The sequence below is a fragment of the Spirulina major PCC 6313 genome (assembly GCF_001890765.1).
Lineage (GTDB): Bacteria > Cyanobacteriota > Cyanobacteriia > Cyanobacteriales > Spirulinaceae > Spirulina > Spirulina major.
In genome coordinates this window covers 2,817,568-2,835,144 of the sequence record NZ_KV878783.1, presented here as the reverse complement: position 1 = coordinate 2,835,144, position 17,577 = coordinate 2,817,568, and the positions used below count along the sequence as shown (strand labels likewise).

Sequence of the window (17,577 nt, the reverse complement as noted above, 5' to 3'; positions counted from 1 at the left end):
ATGTACTCTCGTCCCCCGACAAACGGCAGTCGCCCTCATCCGTCCCCCATTTTTGAGGCGGAATTTGTCGAGGCAAACCCCTGGGAGAGTCCGCCCGCCGCTGCCACGCCCCCGGCTTCCACCCCGATGGATTATCAATTTCACCAACTGCACGATCGCCTGACTCGGCTCCATCGTCGTCAACGTCAGGAATTTGGGCAATGGTTCAGCACCTCCGAACAGCAGACCCTAGCCCAGTTGCAACACCTTGAAACCCAACTCCACCGCACCGAACGCAAGTTAGATGTTTTTCTGGCGGAACAGCGATCGCAAGGGTCGCGGCGGAGCATTCTCTGGTTGATGGGGCTGTTGGTGGTGAGTGTCGCCTATATTACGGTGATTCATCCCCTGTTGCAGCCGCCCCGGCCAGTGATGCCGCCGTTACCCGTGCCCTCGCCCCAGGGGATGCCGACCCCGATGCCGCTGCCCAATCCAGCCGCGCCGTGAAGGTGATGTTTGATCGGGGGACAAGGGGCGTATGGAGCTTAAGAAAATAATCCGGTAAGACGCGATCTCCAAAACTAGTGGACAGTCCACTAGGCGAGGGGATTTTTTTTGGGAACGCCGATGGTGCGGGGGTAGGCGTGGGGGGTGGGGGCGATTTTTTTGAGATAGATGCAATGGCGATCGCCCTGGCTGAGGGGAGTGGTCAGGGCTTCAATGTGGAGGAGTTCGCCGCCCACTTGGGCCGCAGCGTGTTGGGTGCGATCGCTATCCGCCTCCGTCCAATGGCCTTGATAGAGTACCGCGATCCCCCCGACCGCTAAAAACGGTAACGCATATTCCACACAGACGGGCGGCGCAGCCACCGCACGAATCAACGCCACATCATACTGTTCGCGGCGGCTTGGGGCATGGGCCACCGCTTCGGCCCGGCCGGTGATGCTTTCGGCATTGTTGAGGCCGAGAGTCGCGATCGCATCGCCTAAAAACTGCACCTTCTTTTGGGTCGAGTCCAACAACGTCACCCGATGCTGGGGATACAAAATCGCCACGGGTAAACCGGGAAAGCCGCCCCCCGTCCCAATATCAATCACCCGTTGGGGCCGTTCCGTCCAGCCCCACGCCTGCAACGGCAACAACCCCGCCACAGAATCCCACAAATGCTTTTCCCAAAACGTTTCAGGGGTGAGCAAACTCGTTAAATTCACATGGCGATTTCCCAGCCAAATCACCTGATAGAGATGTTCTAGCTGTTGGTGTTGCGCGGCGGTGGGCTGCCACTGGAGCGATGTTTGCCAGAGGGTGAGGCTCTCCGTGGGCAAGGTGGGTAAATCCGGCAGCGTGTTAGTCATTGGTTTCTGCGTCGTCGCTCTGATCGTGGGGCGGGAAAGACTGTTCCACATGCCAGAACGTCGATCCCGCTTCCGAGGGACGATTCAGCCGCAGGGACAGGCCAAACCCCGCCCCCGCCGAGGCCGCAATCACACTGGTCATCATCAACGCCCCGACAGGAAATTGAGGCGTGAGGCGTTTGGTTTTGGCGGGTCGGGGTTGACGGGAGGGGGGTTTCTGCGCCGTTTTTGGCGTGGCTTCTTTTTTGACCGTGACTTTTTTAACGGCGATCGTGCCTTGGGGCACTGGAGCCGGTGGGGTTTGCCGTGGGGACGTGATCACAGGGGCGATCGCTGGCGGCGGTTCGGTGGCTTCGAGTTCGTCGAGGGGCGGGGGCGGGGGAGCGATCGCTTGCTGGAGTTGGTGGAGCCAGGGGGAAACGTGGCGAGGGCGTTGTTTCGGGTCGGGGTTCAAGGCCGCGAAAATGGCCGCCCGCAGGGGCAGGGGGACAGCTTCGGGCCATTCCGGCCAATCTTGAATCGAAATGTGATCGAGGAGGGGAGCCGGGGGCGGGTTCGTGCCGGTGAGCAAGAAATACAGGACAGCGCCGAGGCTGTAGAGGTCGGCTTGGGCACTGAGCGCACCTTTCGGTTGGTATTGTTCGGGGGCGGCGTAGCCCGGCGCGAGCATCGTGGCGTGGGTACGGCGGAGTTCCGGAGTGAGGTCGCTGGTGATGCCCACATCCACCACCATCACATCGCGGGTGTCGGGGCGATAGATCAGGTTGTGGGGTTGGAGGTCAAGGTGCTTCAGCCCGGCGCGATGGAGGGCATCGATCGCCCCTCCGATCTGCTCACACCAGCGGACCGCCTGAACCGGTTCGATCGGGCCGTCGGCGTTGATTTTATCGAGGAGAGTGGGGCCAAGAATGCGATCGCTCACCCAATAGGGGTAGCCGTCTTCGGTGAAGCTTTCCCAAATGCTGGGTAAGTGGGGATGGGTACAGGTGGCGAGCTTTTTCGTCAGGGATAACACCTGTTTGCGAAACTGGCCAAACTGTTCATGGTCGCCCAAGCTGGCCGCCAAGGTTTTCACCATGACCGGGCGATTAGAATTCACCTCAATCGCTGGGTAGGTGGTGGCAAAAATGCCCTGGCCAATGGCTGGTTTGAGGCTGTATTTATAGTCGTTACTCATCCAATCTCTCTCACTACCACGATCTTGCTTACTGAAGTTATCCGGCTAGGCGGTCTCCGGCGGATAATGCTGCTGAAGATACGCGATCGCCTGCTCACGAGTCTGAACCACGCCATCTAGGGTAGCACTCAATAGCTGATCGAGAATGACTCGATAGCGCGGCCCCGGTGCATAGCCCAAGGTTTTTAAATCATTGCCATTGAGGGGGGCTTTTACCTGGGCCCAGTGGGTGAGGTATTGCCAAAGAATGCGCCGCACGGGCCGCGATGCTTGTACCAGGATCAACACCAACAGTGGTAGATCATCGCTGTGAAGTTGGGCGACGATTTGGCTGGGGCGATCGCCCTGGGGCAGGGTCGCTTCGAGATGCGATCGCCGCGCCTGCAACCGTTCTAACCGCTGGCTCATGTCTTGGGGTAACTGTAATTGGTTCGCCACTTGTAGCGCGGCGGCGGTGGGCAACTGCGTCAATAGCACCTCTAAGCGTAAATGCCACCATGTTAGGGTTTGATTCGGATCAAACCGAGCCAAGCCGCGATCCAACTGACGCAATTGCCGGGCCAAGGTGGGCGTTAACGATAAATCAGGATGGAGACAACGCAGCGCCCCCAACTCACTCAGCCATTGCACCGCCCGCTGCCACTGGGGCGAGGTGAGGCTGGATTGCAGTTCGGTGCGGAGGCGGGTGGTGAGGGCGGGGGCTTTGGGGTAATGGCTGAGGGAACGGTTATAAACGCCGCTGTTGATTGCGTAGCGAATGTAGTCCACGGTTTGGGGTTCAATCGTAAAGCCCAAGCGCACGGCAAACCGGACGGCGCGATAGATGCGGGTGGGGTCTTCGATAAAACTATTGGCATGGAGGACACGGATTTGGCGCGATCGCAAATCCAACAGGCCCCCAAAAAAGTCCAACACTTCCCCCTCACGGGGCGGCGTTAACCGCAACGCCATGGCATTAATCGTAAAATCCCGCCGATACAAGTCCTGACGAATCGAACTCGCCTCCACTTCCGGATTCGCCGCCGGATAGGGGTAAAACTCCGTCCGCGCCGTGGCAATATCCACCGCCAAAGACCCAAACACCGGGTCTTTATGCCACAACAATGCCGCCGTTTGAAAGTCACCATGCACCGACAGCCGCGCCTGGGGATACCACTGCTGCACCGCTTTCGCAAGCTCTACCCCGGCTTCCGCTTGGGCGGCCTGGTGGAACCCATCGACGACTAAATCCAAATCCTGCATCAGGGGCAACGGGTGCGATCGCTGACCCTGAATCAGCAAATCGCGCACCACCCCGCCGACAATGTAGAGATGCCAGCCCCGTTCCGTGGCCGCCGCCGCCAACCGTTGCAAAAAATCCCAAATCACGGGCACAAACAGCCAACGCGGGTTCAGCAGGGGACAGCGGGACACCGGATCGGGGCGCGGATCATCACCAGGGAGGGCAGTTGTTAAATGTTGGCGCAACACATCAGTGCGGGTAACGATGCCCACCAATTGCCCGCCCGCGAGCACGGGTAAACGCCCCACGTCATAGGTGACCATCAGGTGCTCGATTTCCGGTAGGGCGGTGTCGGGGGCGATCGTGTGGAGGGTGCGGCTCATGTAGGCCTTCACGGGCGCATGGTCAAACCCGTGATGTAATGCCAAATCCAGATCCCGCCGGGAAATGATGCCCACGAGTTGATCCTGGGGATTCACCACCGACAGACCAGAATGGCCGTAGCGGAAGAGGATGCGTTGAGCATCGTTAATCGTCGTGCCGGGGCGGATCGTGCGCACGGGGGACGACATCAGATCGCGGGCGGTGAGGGGGGGCGGGATTTGGTCGAGGAAGGCCTGGAGGAGGCGATCGAAACAGTCGGGATCGGGGTTGTGGATCGCGGCGGCGGCGGCTTGGCTGTGGCCGCCGCCCCAGGGTTGGAAAAGGCTGTGGAGATTGGTGTGGGGAATGCGCGATCGCCCAATCACCGTTAAGCGGTTTTCTGTGCCGTTGCGGCGTTGGTAGCGATGGCCCAACAGGAGAGCATGGCTTTCGGTGAGGTCGATTAACCGTTCCGCCAAACTGGAGAGGCCGGGGATAAAGTCGGGGGTTTCAAGGAGGAGACTCGCGATCGCATAGCCCTGCACCGTCGTGGTTTGGAGTTGATCCAACGCCACCGCCAGGAGTTTTTGTAATTGTGGGGTTAAACCCGGATCGAGGTAGTCCCGCAGCACCGTCAGATCCGCCCCCTGTTCCAACAGCCACGCCCAAGCGCGGATATCGCGGGGGGTGGTTTGGGCGGCGGTGAGGGAGAGGGTATCGACGTGAATCCCCAGGGCCATCACCGTGGCCTCGGAGACTGTGGGACGGATGGCGCGATCGCGCAGTTGCTCCACCATCAGCGTCGTCGTCGCTCCCACGGCCTCCACATGGCGTACCGTGGCCGGAATATCACAATCGCTTGCCCTATGGTGATCGTAGACGGTGATATGGTGCAGGTGGGGCAACTCCAACCAGGGGGCCGCCATGCCGAGGCGATCGCGCCGCTGGGTATCCACCACCGTCACCGACCGGATGCGCTGGGGATCGACACTGCGCCGCTCCATCAACGCCAACTCATCCCGATGAAACGCCAAAAACCGCTTCACCCCCGGATGCGCTCCCCCCGTTAACACCACCTTAGCCCCCGGTTGCAGCCGCGTCAGACCCACCGCCGCCCCCAGGGCATCAAAATCCGCCGTTTGATGACAGAGGATCAGATCCATTAGGGATAAAACGTCAGGGTGGGCAAGCCTAGGGTTTCCGGCCAGCCCATCATGATGTTGAGACATTGCACCGCCTGCCCCGATTGCCCTTTGATCAAGTTATCAATGGCCGACAGGACAATGACGCGATCGGTGCGATGATCCACCGCCACACCGAGATAGCAAAGGTTAGTACCGGCCGCCCATTTGGTTTGGGGATAGGTTCCCGCCGGCAGGACTTTGACGAAGTCCGAGGAGCGGTAAAAGGCTTTATAAATCGTGAGCAGGTCTTCACGGACGAGACCCGGATCGCGCAGGGTGGCGTAGACCGTGGCGAGAATGCCCCGCACCATGGGGAGTAGATGGGGCGTGAATTGAATCCGCATCTGATTCCCGGCTAGGTCGCTGCAAATTTGCTCAATTTCTGGGGTGTGACGGTGAGCGCCAGCAACCCCGTAGGCTCCGAAGGATTCCCCGGCTTCAGCGAGGAGCATCCCCACTTTTGCCTGCCGACCGCCCCCCGATGCGCCGGATTTCGCGTCTATAATTGCGGTTTCGGGCAAAATTAAACCTTGCTTGAGGAGAGGTGCGATCGCGAGCAAACTCGCCGTCACATAGCACCCCGGACAGCCGATTAAGTTCGCTTCCTGGATCGACGAGCGATAGAGTTCCGGTAACCCATACACCGCTGTTTCATTCAGGGCGTGATCGGTGCGCTCTTTTTTGTACCAAGCGGTATAGGTGTTGAGGTCTTGGAAGCGATAGTCTGCCGAAAGGTCTAACACCTTACAGCCTTTTTCAATCAGAGGCGGCGCGAGATCACAGGCCAAACCATTGGGGAGAGCCAAGAAAACCGCATCACAGCGATCGCTAATCACCTCCACATCAATGGGTTCGATTTTGAGATCAAACTGCTGGTCAAAATGGGGGTACAGTTCTGAAAAAAGTTGCCCCGCACTGCTTTTCCCTCCCACATAAACCAGTTCCACATTGGGATGGTCGAGCAACATCCGCACCAGTTGAACCCCGCCATAGCCAGAGGCTCCCACAATCCCAACCTTTAGACACTCGCTCATATCACTCTTTTCGCTTTCGCTGATCTATCGCAACAATGGCTGCATTCTAGTATTAATCCTGCAATTCTGGCCCGTCCCCTCGGCCGGACACCATCTCCCTCAGCCTCATCCCCACGGCAGCGCGATCGCTGCACCGGTGCCCCTAATTCGACCCATAGACAATCGAACCGATCGCCCCGCGAATCATTTCGTGGGGCGGCAATGCTTTGAGGCGGCGGCCCATGGCTTCTTTGTCTTGGGGTTCAACGCTGGTGAGGTTGAGCCAGAATAAGCGATCTTCACTGGTGAGTAAGCCCACCTGGCCCGTGGGGTTCGCCGTGGCAACGAGGGCGACAAGCTGATCTTGAGGATGGAAGCGGAGGGCCTGGATTCCGATGTTGCCCCGTTCACCGAGGCGAAGTTCCGCCACTCCCAAGCGTTTGGCGTAGCCTTGGCGCGTCACGAGGATTAAATCATGATCCGCTTCGACGATCGCACCCCCTAAAATGGCTTCCCCTTGGCGGGTGCGGGTGGCTTGGTTGCCCTGGGCGGTGCGGCCCATGACGGGGATTTGTTGATCATCAATGGGACAGCGAAGAATCCGACCGCCGGAGGTGGCGATCGCTAATTCCTGGCCCGGTTTGGCCCACTGGGCCAACTGCACCTGATCCTCATCCTTGAGTTTCAGCAAGACCGCGCCGCGATTGGTCAACTCCTCAAACTCCGACCCCGCCAACCGTTTAATCCGTCCCTGCTGCGTCAAGACCACGAGATCATGGCGGCTCAGATCCTCCGGAGGCAGGAGGTAATGGGTGAGGGGATCGCGCTTTTGCTGGACGCTACTGGGCATCAGTTGAATCACCGCCGTCGGGCTGCCGCTGGAGGGAATGTCAGACATGGCCACCGGATACACCTTGCCGCTGGCGGTGAGCACCAAGAGGCGCGATCGCGTCCCAATCTCGGCCCGCAAAACGAGGAGATCCTCAAGTTTGCGGGGCCGTTTCGGCGGAGTGGGGGGCGATTGCCACCAGATGCCGCCTTTGTGGGTCACTTCGAGCACCGCATCCTTGGGCAGCGTTGGGGAAAGGGGCGCAGGGGAAAGAGGCTCAAGGGTGATCGGGGTTTTGGTTTTGGTGGCCTTGGGTTTGGGGGCGGGGGATGATTTGTCTGGGGACGAGGGGCGGCTAGGGGCGGCGGGGGTGGTGCTGAGGATGCGGGTGCGGCGCGGGTCGCCAAATTTACGCTTCAGGGCGCGGAGGTCTTTTTTGAGGGACTTTAACAGTTCGTGGCGATCGCCCAATAAGCGTTCCAGTTGTTCGATCTGGGTTTGTAATGCCTGCACTTCCTGCTCTAGTTTTTGCCGTTCGAGGCCCGTTAACCGGCGCATCGGCATCGCCAGGATCGAATCCGCTTGCCGCTCGGACAGATCAAAGGCAGCTTGTAACGATCCTTTCGCCGTCGTGCCATCGGGGGCATGGCGCAGAATCTCCACCAACTGATCCAGATTATTCAGGGCCGTTAACAAACCGCCGACGAGATGGAGGCGGGTTTGGGCGGTGTCGAGTTCGTTGCGGTAACGACGGGTGAGGGTGATTTCTCGGAAGTTGAGGAACTCCGTGAGGACTTCGCGCAGGCTGAGTTGACAGGGTTTGTTATTGACGAGGGTGAGAAAAATTGCGCCAAAATTGCTTTGCAACGGCGTTTTTTTATACAGTTGCCGCAGCAATTCTTGGGGGTTGCCGTCGCGTTTGAGTTCAATTACGACGCGCATTCCGTCGCGATCGCTCTCGTCCCGAATATCGGAAATGCCGTCGAGGTGATTTTGATTCACCAAGTCGGCAATTTTTTCAATCCAGGCCGCTTTATTCACCTGATAGGGCAACTCAGTGATCACCAGCACTTGTTTATTGCGGCGGCGTTTCGTCCCCACTTGGATCGTTTCCAAATGGGCCACGCCCCGCATCGGAATACTGCCGCGCCCAGTGCGATAGGCATCTTCAATCCCGTTGCGATCGACAATTTCGCCCCCCGTGGGGAAGTCCGGGCCGGGGATGATCTCCCATAGTTTGGCATCGGACAGATCGGGACGGTCAATCAGGGCAATTAAACCATCCACCACTTCCCCTAAATTGTGGGGCGGTACATTGGTGGCCATGCCCACGGCAATCCCAGAGCACCCATTGAGCAACAACAGCGGCAACTGGGCCGGCAAGACGCAAGGCTCCTGTTGGGAATTGTCGAAATTGTTGGCGTAGTCGATGGTGGCTTCGCTGATGTCCGCGAGCATGGCATCGTGGGCAACGGGGGCGAGGCGCGTTTCGGTGTAGCGCATCGCAGCGGGGGGGTCATTATCGACACTGCCGAAGTTGCCATGCCCGGCCAGGAGGGGGTAGCGGGAGGAGAAGGTTTGCACCATCCGCACCAGGGCATCGTAGACGGATTGGTCGCCGTGGGGGTGATATTTACCGAGGACATCTCCGACGACGCGGGCACATTTGCGGTAGGGGCGATCGGGGGTTAAGCCCAGTTCGTGCATGGCGTAGATGATGCGACGATGAACGGGCTTGAGACCGTCGCGAACGTCGGGGAGGGCGCGACCTACGATCACGCTCATGGCGTATTCCAGATAAGACCGTTCCATTTCGCTGTGGAGGGCGATGGGGATGATCTTACCGGCTTCGAGGAGGTCGAGCTGTTTTGCCATAGGTTCTGGGTTCCTTGCGATCGCTTACAGTGGAGGGTGACGGATTTCCCTCTGAGTGGGAATATTACATGTAGGGGTGCTCGTCAGATATCGCTTTGATCATCAACCCTTTCGCGCCTTTGCTCCCCCGATTGACACCTTATGACAACCGTTCTGATTGTAGAAGACGATCCGATTAACCTGCGGGTATTTTCCAAGATTCTCACGAAACGCGGCGGTTTGGACGTGCGCGGCACAGAGGATGTAGAAGAAGTAATGCGCGCTGCCCAGGCGGGCGAAGTGGACATTATCCTGATGGATGTCTCTTTGTCCCACAGCGTTTATCAGGGTAAGGCCGTGGATGGCTTGAAGATTACTCAAATTTTAAAAGCCGATCCGAAAACGGCGGATTTACCGATTATTTTAGTCACTGCCCACGCGATGGAGGGCGATCGCGAAAGCTTTTTACAACAAAGTGGTGCTGATGGCTACATTTCCAAGCCCGTGGTGGATCACCAAGAGTTTGTCAATAAAATCCTGACGCTCCTCGGCAATGCCCCGCAGGGGTAGAAACAGGGTCTACGGGTCTACGCTGAAATCAACAGGATGAGATGTTGGGTGAAGAAGGGAGTTTAGCATGGCATCAGAAGAGTTAGGGCGACGACGGCGGCGACGCATGGCCCGCGAAGCGGCGGCCAAAGAAACTCAACTGCGCTCTGCTGGGGTGAATCCTCCCCCTTCACCGCCTCCCCCGGTTACCCCTCTGCGGCGACGGCGGCCGAAGCTCGAACCCCTGCGCTCGGCTTCCCCCACCGAGGCTAAACGCCCCCGCCATCTGAAAGTTGTTCCCTCCCCTGCTCCAAAATCGAGCGATCCTCTCCCCAGCACCAATCCCCCACCCCCGGCGATCGCCCCCCGTCGTTCATCTCCCCCGCGCCGCCCCGCACCAACACCGCAGGGCCCATTGCAAACCTTGGCGGTGTGGGTGAGTCGTGGGGCGATCGCCCTTGTGGGTACGGGGGTCGTTCTGGGGACGCTGTCGGCTACCCTCGGCTTTCATGAGTCGCCTTCCACTGCCACCCCACCCCCCAGCCCGGCGGATACCGTGCCCCCGTTGCAGTTGGGCCAAGAATTGACGGGATTGAAAGGAACCCTCGATGCGATCGCCGCCCAACAGCCTGATCTCCAGACCAGTGTGTTCGTGGTGGATTTGGATACGGGGGATTTTGTCAATCTCAACGGCACGGCCACCATGGCCGCCGCCAGCACGATTAAATTACCGATTTTGATCGCCGTCTTCCAGGAGGTGGATCGGGGCTTGGTGGACTTGTCGGAACCGTTGGTGATGACGACGGAGATGATGGCATCGGGTTCGGGCACGATGCAGTACGAAACGCCCGGCACAACCTACAGCCTCGAAGCAACGGCCGAGAAGATGATCACAATCAGCGACAACACCGCGACGAATATGCTAATTCAGCGGTTGGGGAGCGCACCGTTACTCAATGAACGATTCCGGGATTGGGGCCTCAAACAAACCTCGATTCAAAATCTCCTGCCGGATTTGACCGGAACGAATGAAACCAGCCCGCTGGATTTGGTGACGCTATTGGCGATGGTTCACGATGGCAAGCTGGTGTCACTGCGATCGCGGGATCAACTGATCCGCATCATGCAGCAGGTGGAAAACCGCGATCTGCTGCCCCAGGGCCTGGATGAGCAGGCCGTCATTGCCCATAAAACGGGGGATATTGGGTCAATGCTGGGGGATGTGGGGATTGTGGATACGCCGATGGGGAAACGCTATGCGATCGCCGCCCTCGTGGGCCGTCCCCATAACGATGATCGCGCCCGCATCCTGATCCAAGACCTCTCGCGGGCTACCTATCAACATTTCCTCAACCCGCCCCCGGCAAACCCCACCCCCCCCAACCGTCCCCCCAACCCCACTAACCCCATCAATGCCGATCCCCGCAATTAACCCGGAACGTGAGGGGATTTTCGCGCTACGTTTCGCGCTACGTTAAGTTAAGTAACGTTTTTGAACTCGCGATCGCACCCATGACCCTACCCCTTCCCTTAGACACTCCCGCCGCCACCTGGCATTGGCACGACCTCCCGATTTGCTATCAACAGGTGGGCGATCGCGGCCCGGCGGTGGTGCTGATCCATGGGTTCGGCGCATCCTGGGGCCATTGGCGGCATACTTTGCCCGTGTTGGGGATGGACTGCCGTTGCTATGCCATTGATTTATTGGGGTTTGGCGGGTCGGCGAAACCCACCCCCGGCCAGCCCTTGAGCTACACCTTTGCAACCTGGGCGCAACAGATTGCGGATTTTTGTGATCAGGTGGTGGGCGAGGCGGCGTTTTTGATCGGCAATTCCATCGGGGCGATCGTGGCGATGCAAACGGCGGTGAGTTTTAGCGATCGCGTCCTCGGTGTGGCCGCCCTCAACTTTTCCCTGCGTCTCCTCCACGAACGCCACCGCGCTACCCAACCCTGGCACCAACGGCTCAGCGTTCCCCTGCTCCAAAGCCTGCTCAAACAATCCTGGTTTTCCACCTTCTTTTTTCAATTGGCCGCCCAACCCCAGAATGTGCGCCGCGCCCTGCTCCAAGCCTACCGCCGCCCCGAAGCCGTCACCGATGAACTGGTGACGATGTTACTGAAACCCGCCGCCGATCCCGGTGCTGCGGCCGTTTTTGCCGCCTTTACCACCTATTCCCAAGGCCCCCTGCCGGAGGATTTACTCCCCCATCTACCCTGTCCGGCGATCGTGCTGTGGGGTGAGGCTGACCCTTGGGAACCCATTACCCTCGGTCGGCAATTGGTGGAAGCCGCAGCCATTGAGGAGTTCATCCCCCTGCCTAACGTGGGCCATTGTCCCCAGGACGAAGCGCCGGAGTTGGTGAACCCGATCTTACAGGCGTGGCTTGCTCGTCATGCTCCCCCCATTCACACCCCATGAGGATCGTGGCCTATCTCTACAGCGATCCACTCTTGGAGCCGTGCCCCGATCCGGGGATGTGGGGGGTAGAGGTGGATGGGGTGTATCAAGATTGTGGCGATCGCGCTGAACTGACCCGGCTTCTGGATCGTTGCACCACAGACCCACCCCAATATTTATTAGTGCGGCGGTTGGAGGAGTTCGGCAACAGCCTCGCAGCCATCAGCCACGTAATGGCGTGTCTGGAAGCGGCAGCGGTGGAAATCATTGCGATTCAACAGGACTATCGCCAGGGGGGAACCACCGACCTGATGGTGTTGCTCAACCAAATCCAAGCCCACCAACAAAGCCGCCGTATCCGCCACGGCCACGCCCGCAACCGCATCCATGCCAAACCCCCACCGGGTAAGGCCCCCTACGGTTATCGACGCGGCCAGGATCGCTACTTAATCGATCGCAGTACGGCCCCGGTGGTGAAGGATTTTTTTGAACAGTTTTTGCTGTTTGGGTCGCTGCGGGGAGCGGTGCGCTATTTAGAGAAGAAGTACGGCAAAAAAATTGCGGTGACGACGGGGCGGCGCTGGCTGACGAATCCGGTGTATCGCGGTGATATTACCTACCACAATGGCGAAACGGTGGCGGATACTCACATGGCGCTGTTGACGCGGGATGAGGCGGCCCAGATCGATCGCCTGTTGCGGCGGAATCGTCGCCTGCCGCCCCGGACGGCTAGTGCGCCGCGATCGCTGGCGGGTCTGGTGGTCTGTGGGGCCTGTGGGTCGCGCTATCGGGTGACGCGCACGACGCAGCGGGGCAAGCAGAAGCCGGATTATCTGTATCTGCGTCCGGTGGCCTGTGGGGCGGCGGCGAAATGTGGCGCGATCGCCTATGGCACAATGCTCCAAGCGGTGATCACCACCGTTTGTCAGGAACTCCCGGCAGCCGTCGCCGGGATCAACGCACCCCAACTCAACAGCCTCCATCAGACCATTGCGGCCGAGATTACCCAAAAACAAACCATTCTCGCCCAATTGCCCGACCTGGAAACTGCTGGCATTCTTGATGCGGAAACCGCCCAACTGCGCCGCTACAAGCTCCAAACGGAAATCGCCGCCGCCCGCGCTCAACTGGCCCAATTGCCGCCGGAAAATTTAAGGGCGATCACGCAAACCGTCTCCTTACCCCAATTTTGGTGGGATCTCTCCGAAGCAGAACGGCGGTTTTATCTGCGCGAATTTATCCAACAGGTGGACATCCAACGCCAGGAGCAGGACTGGACGATCCAACTCCGATTTATTTTTGGGTCATCTGCGCCACCGCAATTATGAGGACGGGAGCGGGCGCGGCGCAGGACGGCGTTGGCCCACCAGCCAAGGGGTATAGCGCACCAAGAGATAATGCAGCGGAATCAAGACGGCGGTGGTGATGCCGGTGTAGAGGGTTGCCGCCCACCATACGCCTTTGAGGGCTTCGTTAGGAATATTCAAGCCGAGGATGAGCACGCCGGTAATCAGGGGAAAGATGAGGAGATGGAGCAGGTAAATGGTGAGGGAACTTTGGCCGATGATCTTCAGCACCGGGTTGGGGGGAATGCAGCGCGAGAGATGGAGCCAGACGAAAATGCCGCCGAATGCGCCGAGGTAAAAATAGGCAAAGTTGCCGTAGTTGCCCAAAATGAAATTGACGGTGCTGTTCATTTCTGTGCCGATAATGTAGGCGGCGATCGCACCCCCCACGACCCAACCCCGATGCCACTGGGTAAAGCGATCGCTCAAAACGTAGTTCCGACAAAGATACCCCGCCCCGTAAAACACCACCGCCGTCAGCATCAAGTCCAAACACCAGGGTAGGCGGTATTGCAAGGGGTAGGGAATCCAACTGAGTTGATAAGTGAGGTCTTTGGTGAGGAAAAAAATCCCATAGCCCACTCCGGCACAAATCCCCAAAACTGCGATTAAATGGCGTTTAGACGGCAACCGAATCAAGCCATAAAACGCAATTTCCGTCACCAATAAACAGATCAAAAACCAGAGGCTGATATTGTGCTGAAGCCATCCATAGCCCCCCACACCATAAAAAATTCCCACCAGCGGCTGGATCGGTGGCGGCGTATCGGGTAACCCGGCATCCATGGGCCGAATCAACAGCAGCCAAAAGAGATAACTCACCCCATTAAAGACAAAATACGGCACGAGTCGCCGGATGAATTTATCTGTCAAGAAGGGGCCAAAGGGTTTCTCGCGCAAGGAGTCTTTGACAAATAACCCCGATAAAAAGAAAAACAGGGGCATGAAAAAGGAAAACACATAGACAAACCAATCCGCCCGAAACCGCCCTGTATGGACAAATAAGACTTGGAGAATGCCTAGGGCGCGAATGTTATCAATCCATAGAATGCGATTGTTGGCGGGGGCAGGGGTTGCCGCTGCCGGGGTTGGATTTAGCGTCATCGGTGCAGGTTAACCAAAAGGACGGGTGATAGTTTTCATTCCGGCAGGACGATCGCGGGAACGGCTTACGGTTCAAGGTCTAGGTCTGGGGCGGGGTCGTGCCAGTGGGCCGAGTTGGGGGAGGTGCGCCGCTGGGGGGAAACGGCAGAGGGTGGGGGGGCAGGGGGTGGGGTTTTGCTGTTCTGCTTGGCTTGGGGGGGATCGGCTTCGGTGAGGAGTTGCTCAAGGTCTGCCAAGGATTGTTGAAAGGCAGCGTCAGCAACTTTGCGTTCATTAGAGGGGTGAGTCATGGTTAATCCAAGGAATCACGGCTAGCAACTAGGGATCAGCGGTGGCGGGTTCGAGGCGATCGCTGACAATCACGAATTCACCGTCCTGCCACATTTTGACAATCACGCGCTTTCGCCCCTTTCTATCATAGATTTCGGTGCGCTCTTGCAGGAGTTGGAGGCGATCGCCCTCCATGCGATAGTCACTGATCACATAGGTCACGGCATTAACCCGACTGAAGGACGTGATCAGTTGTCGTTCTGAATCCACCACCGGACTGGTGATCATTTCTAAAGCATGGTTCCGCTCAAACTGGGCTGTTTCCGGATTGTAGAGCCAATATAGATAGGGAATATTGGGGGAGGCGGGGAGAAATTCCGGCAGTCGCAGATCCTGATAACCGTCAAAATTGAGGTCTTCGATCACGAGTCCGGCGGTGCTGAGGTCGGGAAAACGGGTGGCGATGCCGGTGATGCGTTGGTGGGGGGTGGTGCGATCGCTGGTGTGATAGATTTCGATGCGGCGAATTTCAGCCTGTTGATCGCGAATTTCACCCTGCAACACCACCGCGCTGGGCGGGAAATCCGGGTGAATTTGGGTGTGGATATGAATGCGCAGGTCGTCTTGGGCGGCGGCGCTGGCACTGTGGAGGGCGATCGCCATTACCCCTCCCCACATTCCCGATAAGACACGAGCATGAATCATGATCAATGGATATTGATATCGAATGGGCTAGGGTCGTGATGCTCGTAGATGCTCCGAGGGACGACTACTAAATAGTCCACTGCAAGCAGACCAAAAGCGGCCCAAAACTAAACTTGCAGATCCCTTCCCCCATTATTCCTCAGTATTATTCGAGCCTGACAGAAACCTGTCGAGATACTCCAATTATTTTAATGATTAGGGTTGGATGCGTTTTTGCTTTGTGCCGCTTTTGCGATCGAATTTGACAGTGTATCTAACAGCGTTTTACCTCGCTTTTTGTGGGTTGATTAGGCTGTTTGGTTCTGCCTTTTGAACATGTCTAAATCCTAACAAGTGGATTAAGCGATCATCAAGCGATCGCAAAAAAACGTTACCTTCTCGATCACGACAATTCAGGCTCAAAAAACGAGGAATTTCTGGGGTGCATCCCAGTTATGCAATCCCTCACCCAACCCCCCACGGGGCGAGGGCGTTTGGCTCCTTTCTCCTGTGGGAGAAGCGAGATTCGCGCCGCTCCGTTGCTGATTTAGTCTTCTAGGCGTTCCACTTGTTCCACCAGATAATCGGTCACATCTGCGATCAAATTTTCTGCCGCCTCCGCACTATTGGTTAACACCACAAACCCTAATCCATAGTCTGGCAACAGGCCGATAATACTCAACTGATTATCGTACAGGCCCTCATGGTGTAACACCCACAGATCGGGATAGTCTGCCACTTCCCAGCCCATGGCATAGGTTCCCCAACGGGGTTCCCAGGTGGCGGCAAGGTTAGCAGCGGAGACAATGCGATCGCCCCCTGGGGTCACCCCCCCCTGAACTTGAGTGATCAAATAGGCCGCCATGTCTTCCACACTGGCCTTTAATCCCCCCGAAGGCGCAAGCACATCATCATCAAAATCTTCAGGCTCCGCTGTGACCCAATCTCCCTCGGTGTCATCCCAACGATAGGGAATCGCCACATTTCCGCCTCGCAGCGCATCACTGCGTTGCAGCACCGCATCATCCATACCAATGGGGTCAAGAATCCAGCTTTGCAGGAGGGCGGCATGGGCTGGGAAGGGGTCTTGGTCTGGGCGTTCGGCCAGGGCAATCAGATAGCCCGCCAGGGAAACCGAGAGGTTGCTATAGCTGAATTGATCACCCGGCGCACTAAATAGATCAAGATCGGCGATATAGTCGGCAAGGTCTTCCGGGGTGGCTGTATCCACCTCAAAATCATCTTCTGCATCACTGTGGATGCCGCTGCGCATACTGAGGAGATGGCGCAAGGTCAGGTTCTCGGTGGCATCGGGGTCGGCGAGGGTCAACTCCGGGAACGTCTCCACCAGCGGCGCATCCCACGCCAGCAGGCCGCGATCAACGGCGATCGCCCCCAGCAGCGCCGTCATGGATTTATGGGTCGAGCCGATGTGAAACAGGGTTTGGGGGGTAACGGGTAATTGTTGCGCTAGGTCGCGATCGCCCCAGGTTTCCAGCAGCAAAATCTCGTCATTGATCACCAACGCCACCGCCACCCCAGGGATCTCGTCTTGGGCTTGGTACTCAGCCACCCACTGGCTCAAATTTGCGCTCAGTTGGGCTTGGGCGGCGGGGGAGAGGGTGCGATCGCCCTCTGCGATCGTCTCCGTAGCGGTTCCACATCCAGCCACCATAACGATTAAGGCGGCGGCGATCAATCGGTTAGGGACAGTACAGTACATCATCAAAATCAGTTCAACCAAAGGAATCGTCTCTACCCTAGCCGCAGAAGTGCGCAAGTGGTGCGATCGCTTCCCCCTTGGCATTCCGAGTCAAACCTTTCTATAATGAAACAACAACACACGGGGCCGTAAAGGTTTCGACGGGTTGGTGAAAGCCGCCCTGTGATTCAGGTCGAGAGCGAACTCCCTCTCGCAAATCAAGAGTTCAACCAAAAAAGTAACTGCGAACAACATCGTTCCTTTCGCTCGTAAAGCTGCACCTGTTGCTGCTTAGTCCATAAACCAAACTAGGTTTCGAGCATTCATTAGTTGACTCCGTTAATGCTAATGGATAACCCTTAACGGATATGCGAGCCAAGTGCATCTAGTCATGAGGCTTTGCGAGAACTTTACTAGAGACTCCGCGTAACTCGGAATAATTAGTTACTCCCGCCTTGCGGATCAAAAGGGCTAAACCTGTGAACGAACAGAAGGTAAATAGCCAGTTCGGACAGCAGTTCGACTCTGCTCGGCTCCATACCCCAA

14 protein-coding genes and 1 other RNA gene are annotated in these 17,577 nt (G+C 57.7%); 6 read left to right on the top strand and 9 right to left on the bottom strand.

The features are described from left to right. Entirely contained in the window at positions 1–486 is a 486-nt protein-coding gene (locus tag SPI6313_RS12450) for a hypothetical protein (protein WP_072621289.1), read from the top strand. Between the two features lie 89 nt (positions 487–575). On the opposite strand, the gene rsmG is transcribed toward SPI6313_RS12450, so the two are convergent. The 5 genes from rsmG to SPI6313_RS12425 form a co-directional block, all read right to left on the bottom strand. Further along, complete coding sequence (gene rsmG, locus SPI6313_RS12445) at positions 576–1,334, bottom strand: 16S rRNA (guanine(527)-N(7))-methyltransferase RsmG (protein WP_072621288.1); 759 nt, start codon at positions 1,332–1,334, stop codon at positions 576–578. Continuing rightward, on the bottom strand, positions 1,327–2,511 hold the full coding sequence (locus tag SPI6313_RS12440) for a serine/threonine-protein kinase (RefSeq protein WP_072621287.1): 1,185 nt from the start codon (positions 2,509–2,511) through the stop codon (positions 1,327–1,329). Before SPI6313_RS12440 ends, rsmG begins: the two co-directional genes overlap by 8 nt. Positions 2,512–2,556: 45 nt before the next feature. Next, a complete protein-coding gene (locus SPI6313_RS12435) occupies positions 2,557–5,259 on the bottom strand; it encodes a CBS domain-containing protein (protein ID WP_072621286.1) in 2,703 nt (900 codons plus the stop codon). Further along, positions 5,259–6,314 carry an N-acetyl-gamma-glutamyl-phosphate reductase gene (gene argC / locus SPI6313_RS12430; protein ID WP_072621285.1) on the bottom strand — a complete coding sequence of 352 codons (1,056 nt, stop codon included), beginning with the start codon at positions 6,312–6,314 and terminating at the stop codon, positions 5,259–5,261. The genes SPI6313_RS12435 and argC overlap by 1 nt, the downstream gene beginning before the upstream one ends. A gap of 142 nt (positions 6,315–6,456) precedes the next feature. Beyond that, positions 6,457–8,997, bottom strand: a complete 2,541-nt coding sequence (locus tag SPI6313_RS12425; RefSeq protein ID WP_072621284.1) for a DNA gyrase/topoisomerase IV subunit A — start codon at positions 8,995–8,997, stop codon at positions 6,457–6,459. A 141-nt stretch (positions 8,998–9,138) separates the two neighbouring features. Here SPI6313_RS12425 and SPI6313_RS12420 point away from each other — a divergent pair, with 141 nt between their 5' ends. The 4 genes from SPI6313_RS12420 (at position 9,139) to SPI6313_RS12405 (ending at position 13,253) form a co-directional block, all read left to right on the top strand. Further along, positions 9,139–9,546, top strand: coding sequence for a response regulator (locus SPI6313_RS12420; RefSeq protein ID WP_072621283.1), 408 nt, complete (start codon positions 9,139–9,141; stop codon positions 9,544–9,546). 67 nt (positions 9,547–9,613) lie between these two features. After that, the gene (locus SPI6313_RS12415; RefSeq protein ID WP_217650592.1) at positions 9,614–10,957 is read left to right on the top strand and encodes a serine hydrolase; all 1,344 of its coding nucleotides are present in this window, start codon (positions 9,614–9,616) and stop codon (positions 10,955–10,957) included. A gap of 80 nt (positions 10,958–11,037) precedes the next feature. Further along, positions 11,038–11,946 (top strand): alpha/beta fold hydrolase, encoded by a 909-nt coding sequence (locus SPI6313_RS12410; protein WP_072621281.1) that lies wholly within the window; start codon positions 11,038–11,040, stop codon positions 11,944–11,946. Next, a complete protein-coding gene (locus tag SPI6313_RS12405; RefSeq protein WP_072621280.1) occupies positions 11,943–13,253 on the top strand; it encodes a recombinase family protein in 1,311 nt (436 codons plus the stop codon). Before SPI6313_RS12410 ends, SPI6313_RS12405 begins: the two co-directional genes overlap by 4 nt. On the opposite strand, the gene SPI6313_RS12400 is transcribed toward SPI6313_RS12405, so the two are convergent. The 4 genes from SPI6313_RS12400 to SPI6313_RS12385 form a co-directional block, all read right to left on the bottom strand. Further along, entirely contained in the window at positions 13,248–14,375 is a 1,128-nt protein-coding gene (locus SPI6313_RS12400; RefSeq protein WP_072621279.1) for an acyltransferase family protein, read from the bottom strand. The genes SPI6313_RS12405 and SPI6313_RS12400 overlap by 6 nt on opposite strands. Positions 14,376–14,440: 65 nt before the next feature. Then, positions 14,441–14,665, bottom strand: a complete 225-nt coding sequence (locus SPI6313_RS12395; RefSeq protein ID WP_072621278.1) for a hypothetical protein — start codon at positions 14,663–14,665, stop codon at positions 14,441–14,443. A gap of 28 nt (positions 14,666–14,693) precedes the next feature. Continuing rightward, entirely contained in the window at positions 14,694–15,350 is a 657-nt protein-coding gene (locus SPI6313_RS12390; RefSeq protein WP_139276632.1) for an XAC2610-related protein, read from the bottom strand. A 526-nt stretch (positions 15,351–15,876) separates the two neighbouring features. Continuing rightward, positions 15,877–17,073 (bottom strand): serine hydrolase domain-containing protein, encoded by a 1,197-nt coding sequence (locus SPI6313_RS12385; protein WP_175551131.1) that lies wholly within the window; start codon positions 17,071–17,073, stop codon positions 15,877–15,879. Between the two features lie 101 nt (positions 17,074–17,174). Here SPI6313_RS12385 and ssrA point away from each other — a divergent pair. Next, positions 17,175–17,572, top strand: a transfer-messenger RNA (tmRNA) gene (gene ssrA / locus SPI6313_RS12380). Positions 17,573–17,577 lie beyond the last annotated feature (5 nt).

Excerpts from the sequence above, each read along its gene's own strand:
- SPI6313_RS12450 (WP_072621289.1), top strand. The coding sequence starts at position 1 with ATGTACTCTCGTCCCCCGACAAACGGCAGTCGCCCTCATCCGTCCCCC.
- SPI6313_RS12395 (WP_072621278.1), bottom strand. The coding sequence starts at position 14,665 with ATGACTCACCCCTCTAATGAACGCAAAGTTGCTGACGCTGCCTTTCAA.
- argC (WP_072621285.1), bottom strand. The coding sequence starts at position 6,314 with ATGAGCGAGTGTCTAAAGGTTGGGATTGTGGGAGCCTCTGGCTATGGC.
- SPI6313_RS12400 (WP_072621279.1), bottom strand. The coding sequence starts at position 14,375 with ATGACGCTAAATCCAACCCCGGCAGCGGCAACCCCTGCCCCCGCCAAC.
- SPI6313_RS12425 (WP_072621284.1), bottom strand. The coding sequence starts at position 8,997 with ATGGCAAAACAGCTCGACCTCCTCGAAGCCGGTAAGATCATCCCCATC.
- SPI6313_RS12405 (WP_072621280.1), top strand. The coding sequence starts at position 11,943 with ATGAGGATCGTGGCCTATCTCTACAGCGATCCACTCTTGGAGCCGTGC.
- SPI6313_RS12390 (WP_139276632.1), bottom strand. The coding sequence starts at position 15,350 with ATGATTCATGCTCGTGTCTTATCGGGAATGTGGGGAGGGGTAATGGCG.
- rsmG (WP_072621288.1), bottom strand. The coding sequence starts at position 1,334 with ATGACTAACACGCTGCCGGATTTACCCACCTTGCCCACGGAGAGCCTC.
- SPI6313_RS12415 (WP_217650592.1), top strand. The coding sequence starts at position 9,614 with ATGGCATCAGAAGAGTTAGGGCGACGACGGCGGCGACGCATGGCCCGC.
- SPI6313_RS12420 (WP_072621283.1), top strand. The coding sequence starts at position 9,139 with ATGACAACCGTTCTGATTGTAGAAGACGATCCGATTAACCTGCGGGTA.
- SPI6313_RS12435 (WP_072621286.1), bottom strand. The coding sequence starts at position 5,259 with ATGGATCTGATCCTCTGTCATCAAACGGCGGATTTTGATGCCCTGGGG.
- SPI6313_RS12410 (WP_072621281.1), top strand. The coding sequence starts at position 11,038 with ATGACCCTACCCCTTCCCTTAGACACTCCCGCCGCCACCTGGCATTGG.
- SPI6313_RS12440 (WP_072621287.1), bottom strand. The coding sequence starts at position 2,511 with ATGAGTAACGACTATAAATACAGCCTCAAACCAGCCATTGGCCAGGGC.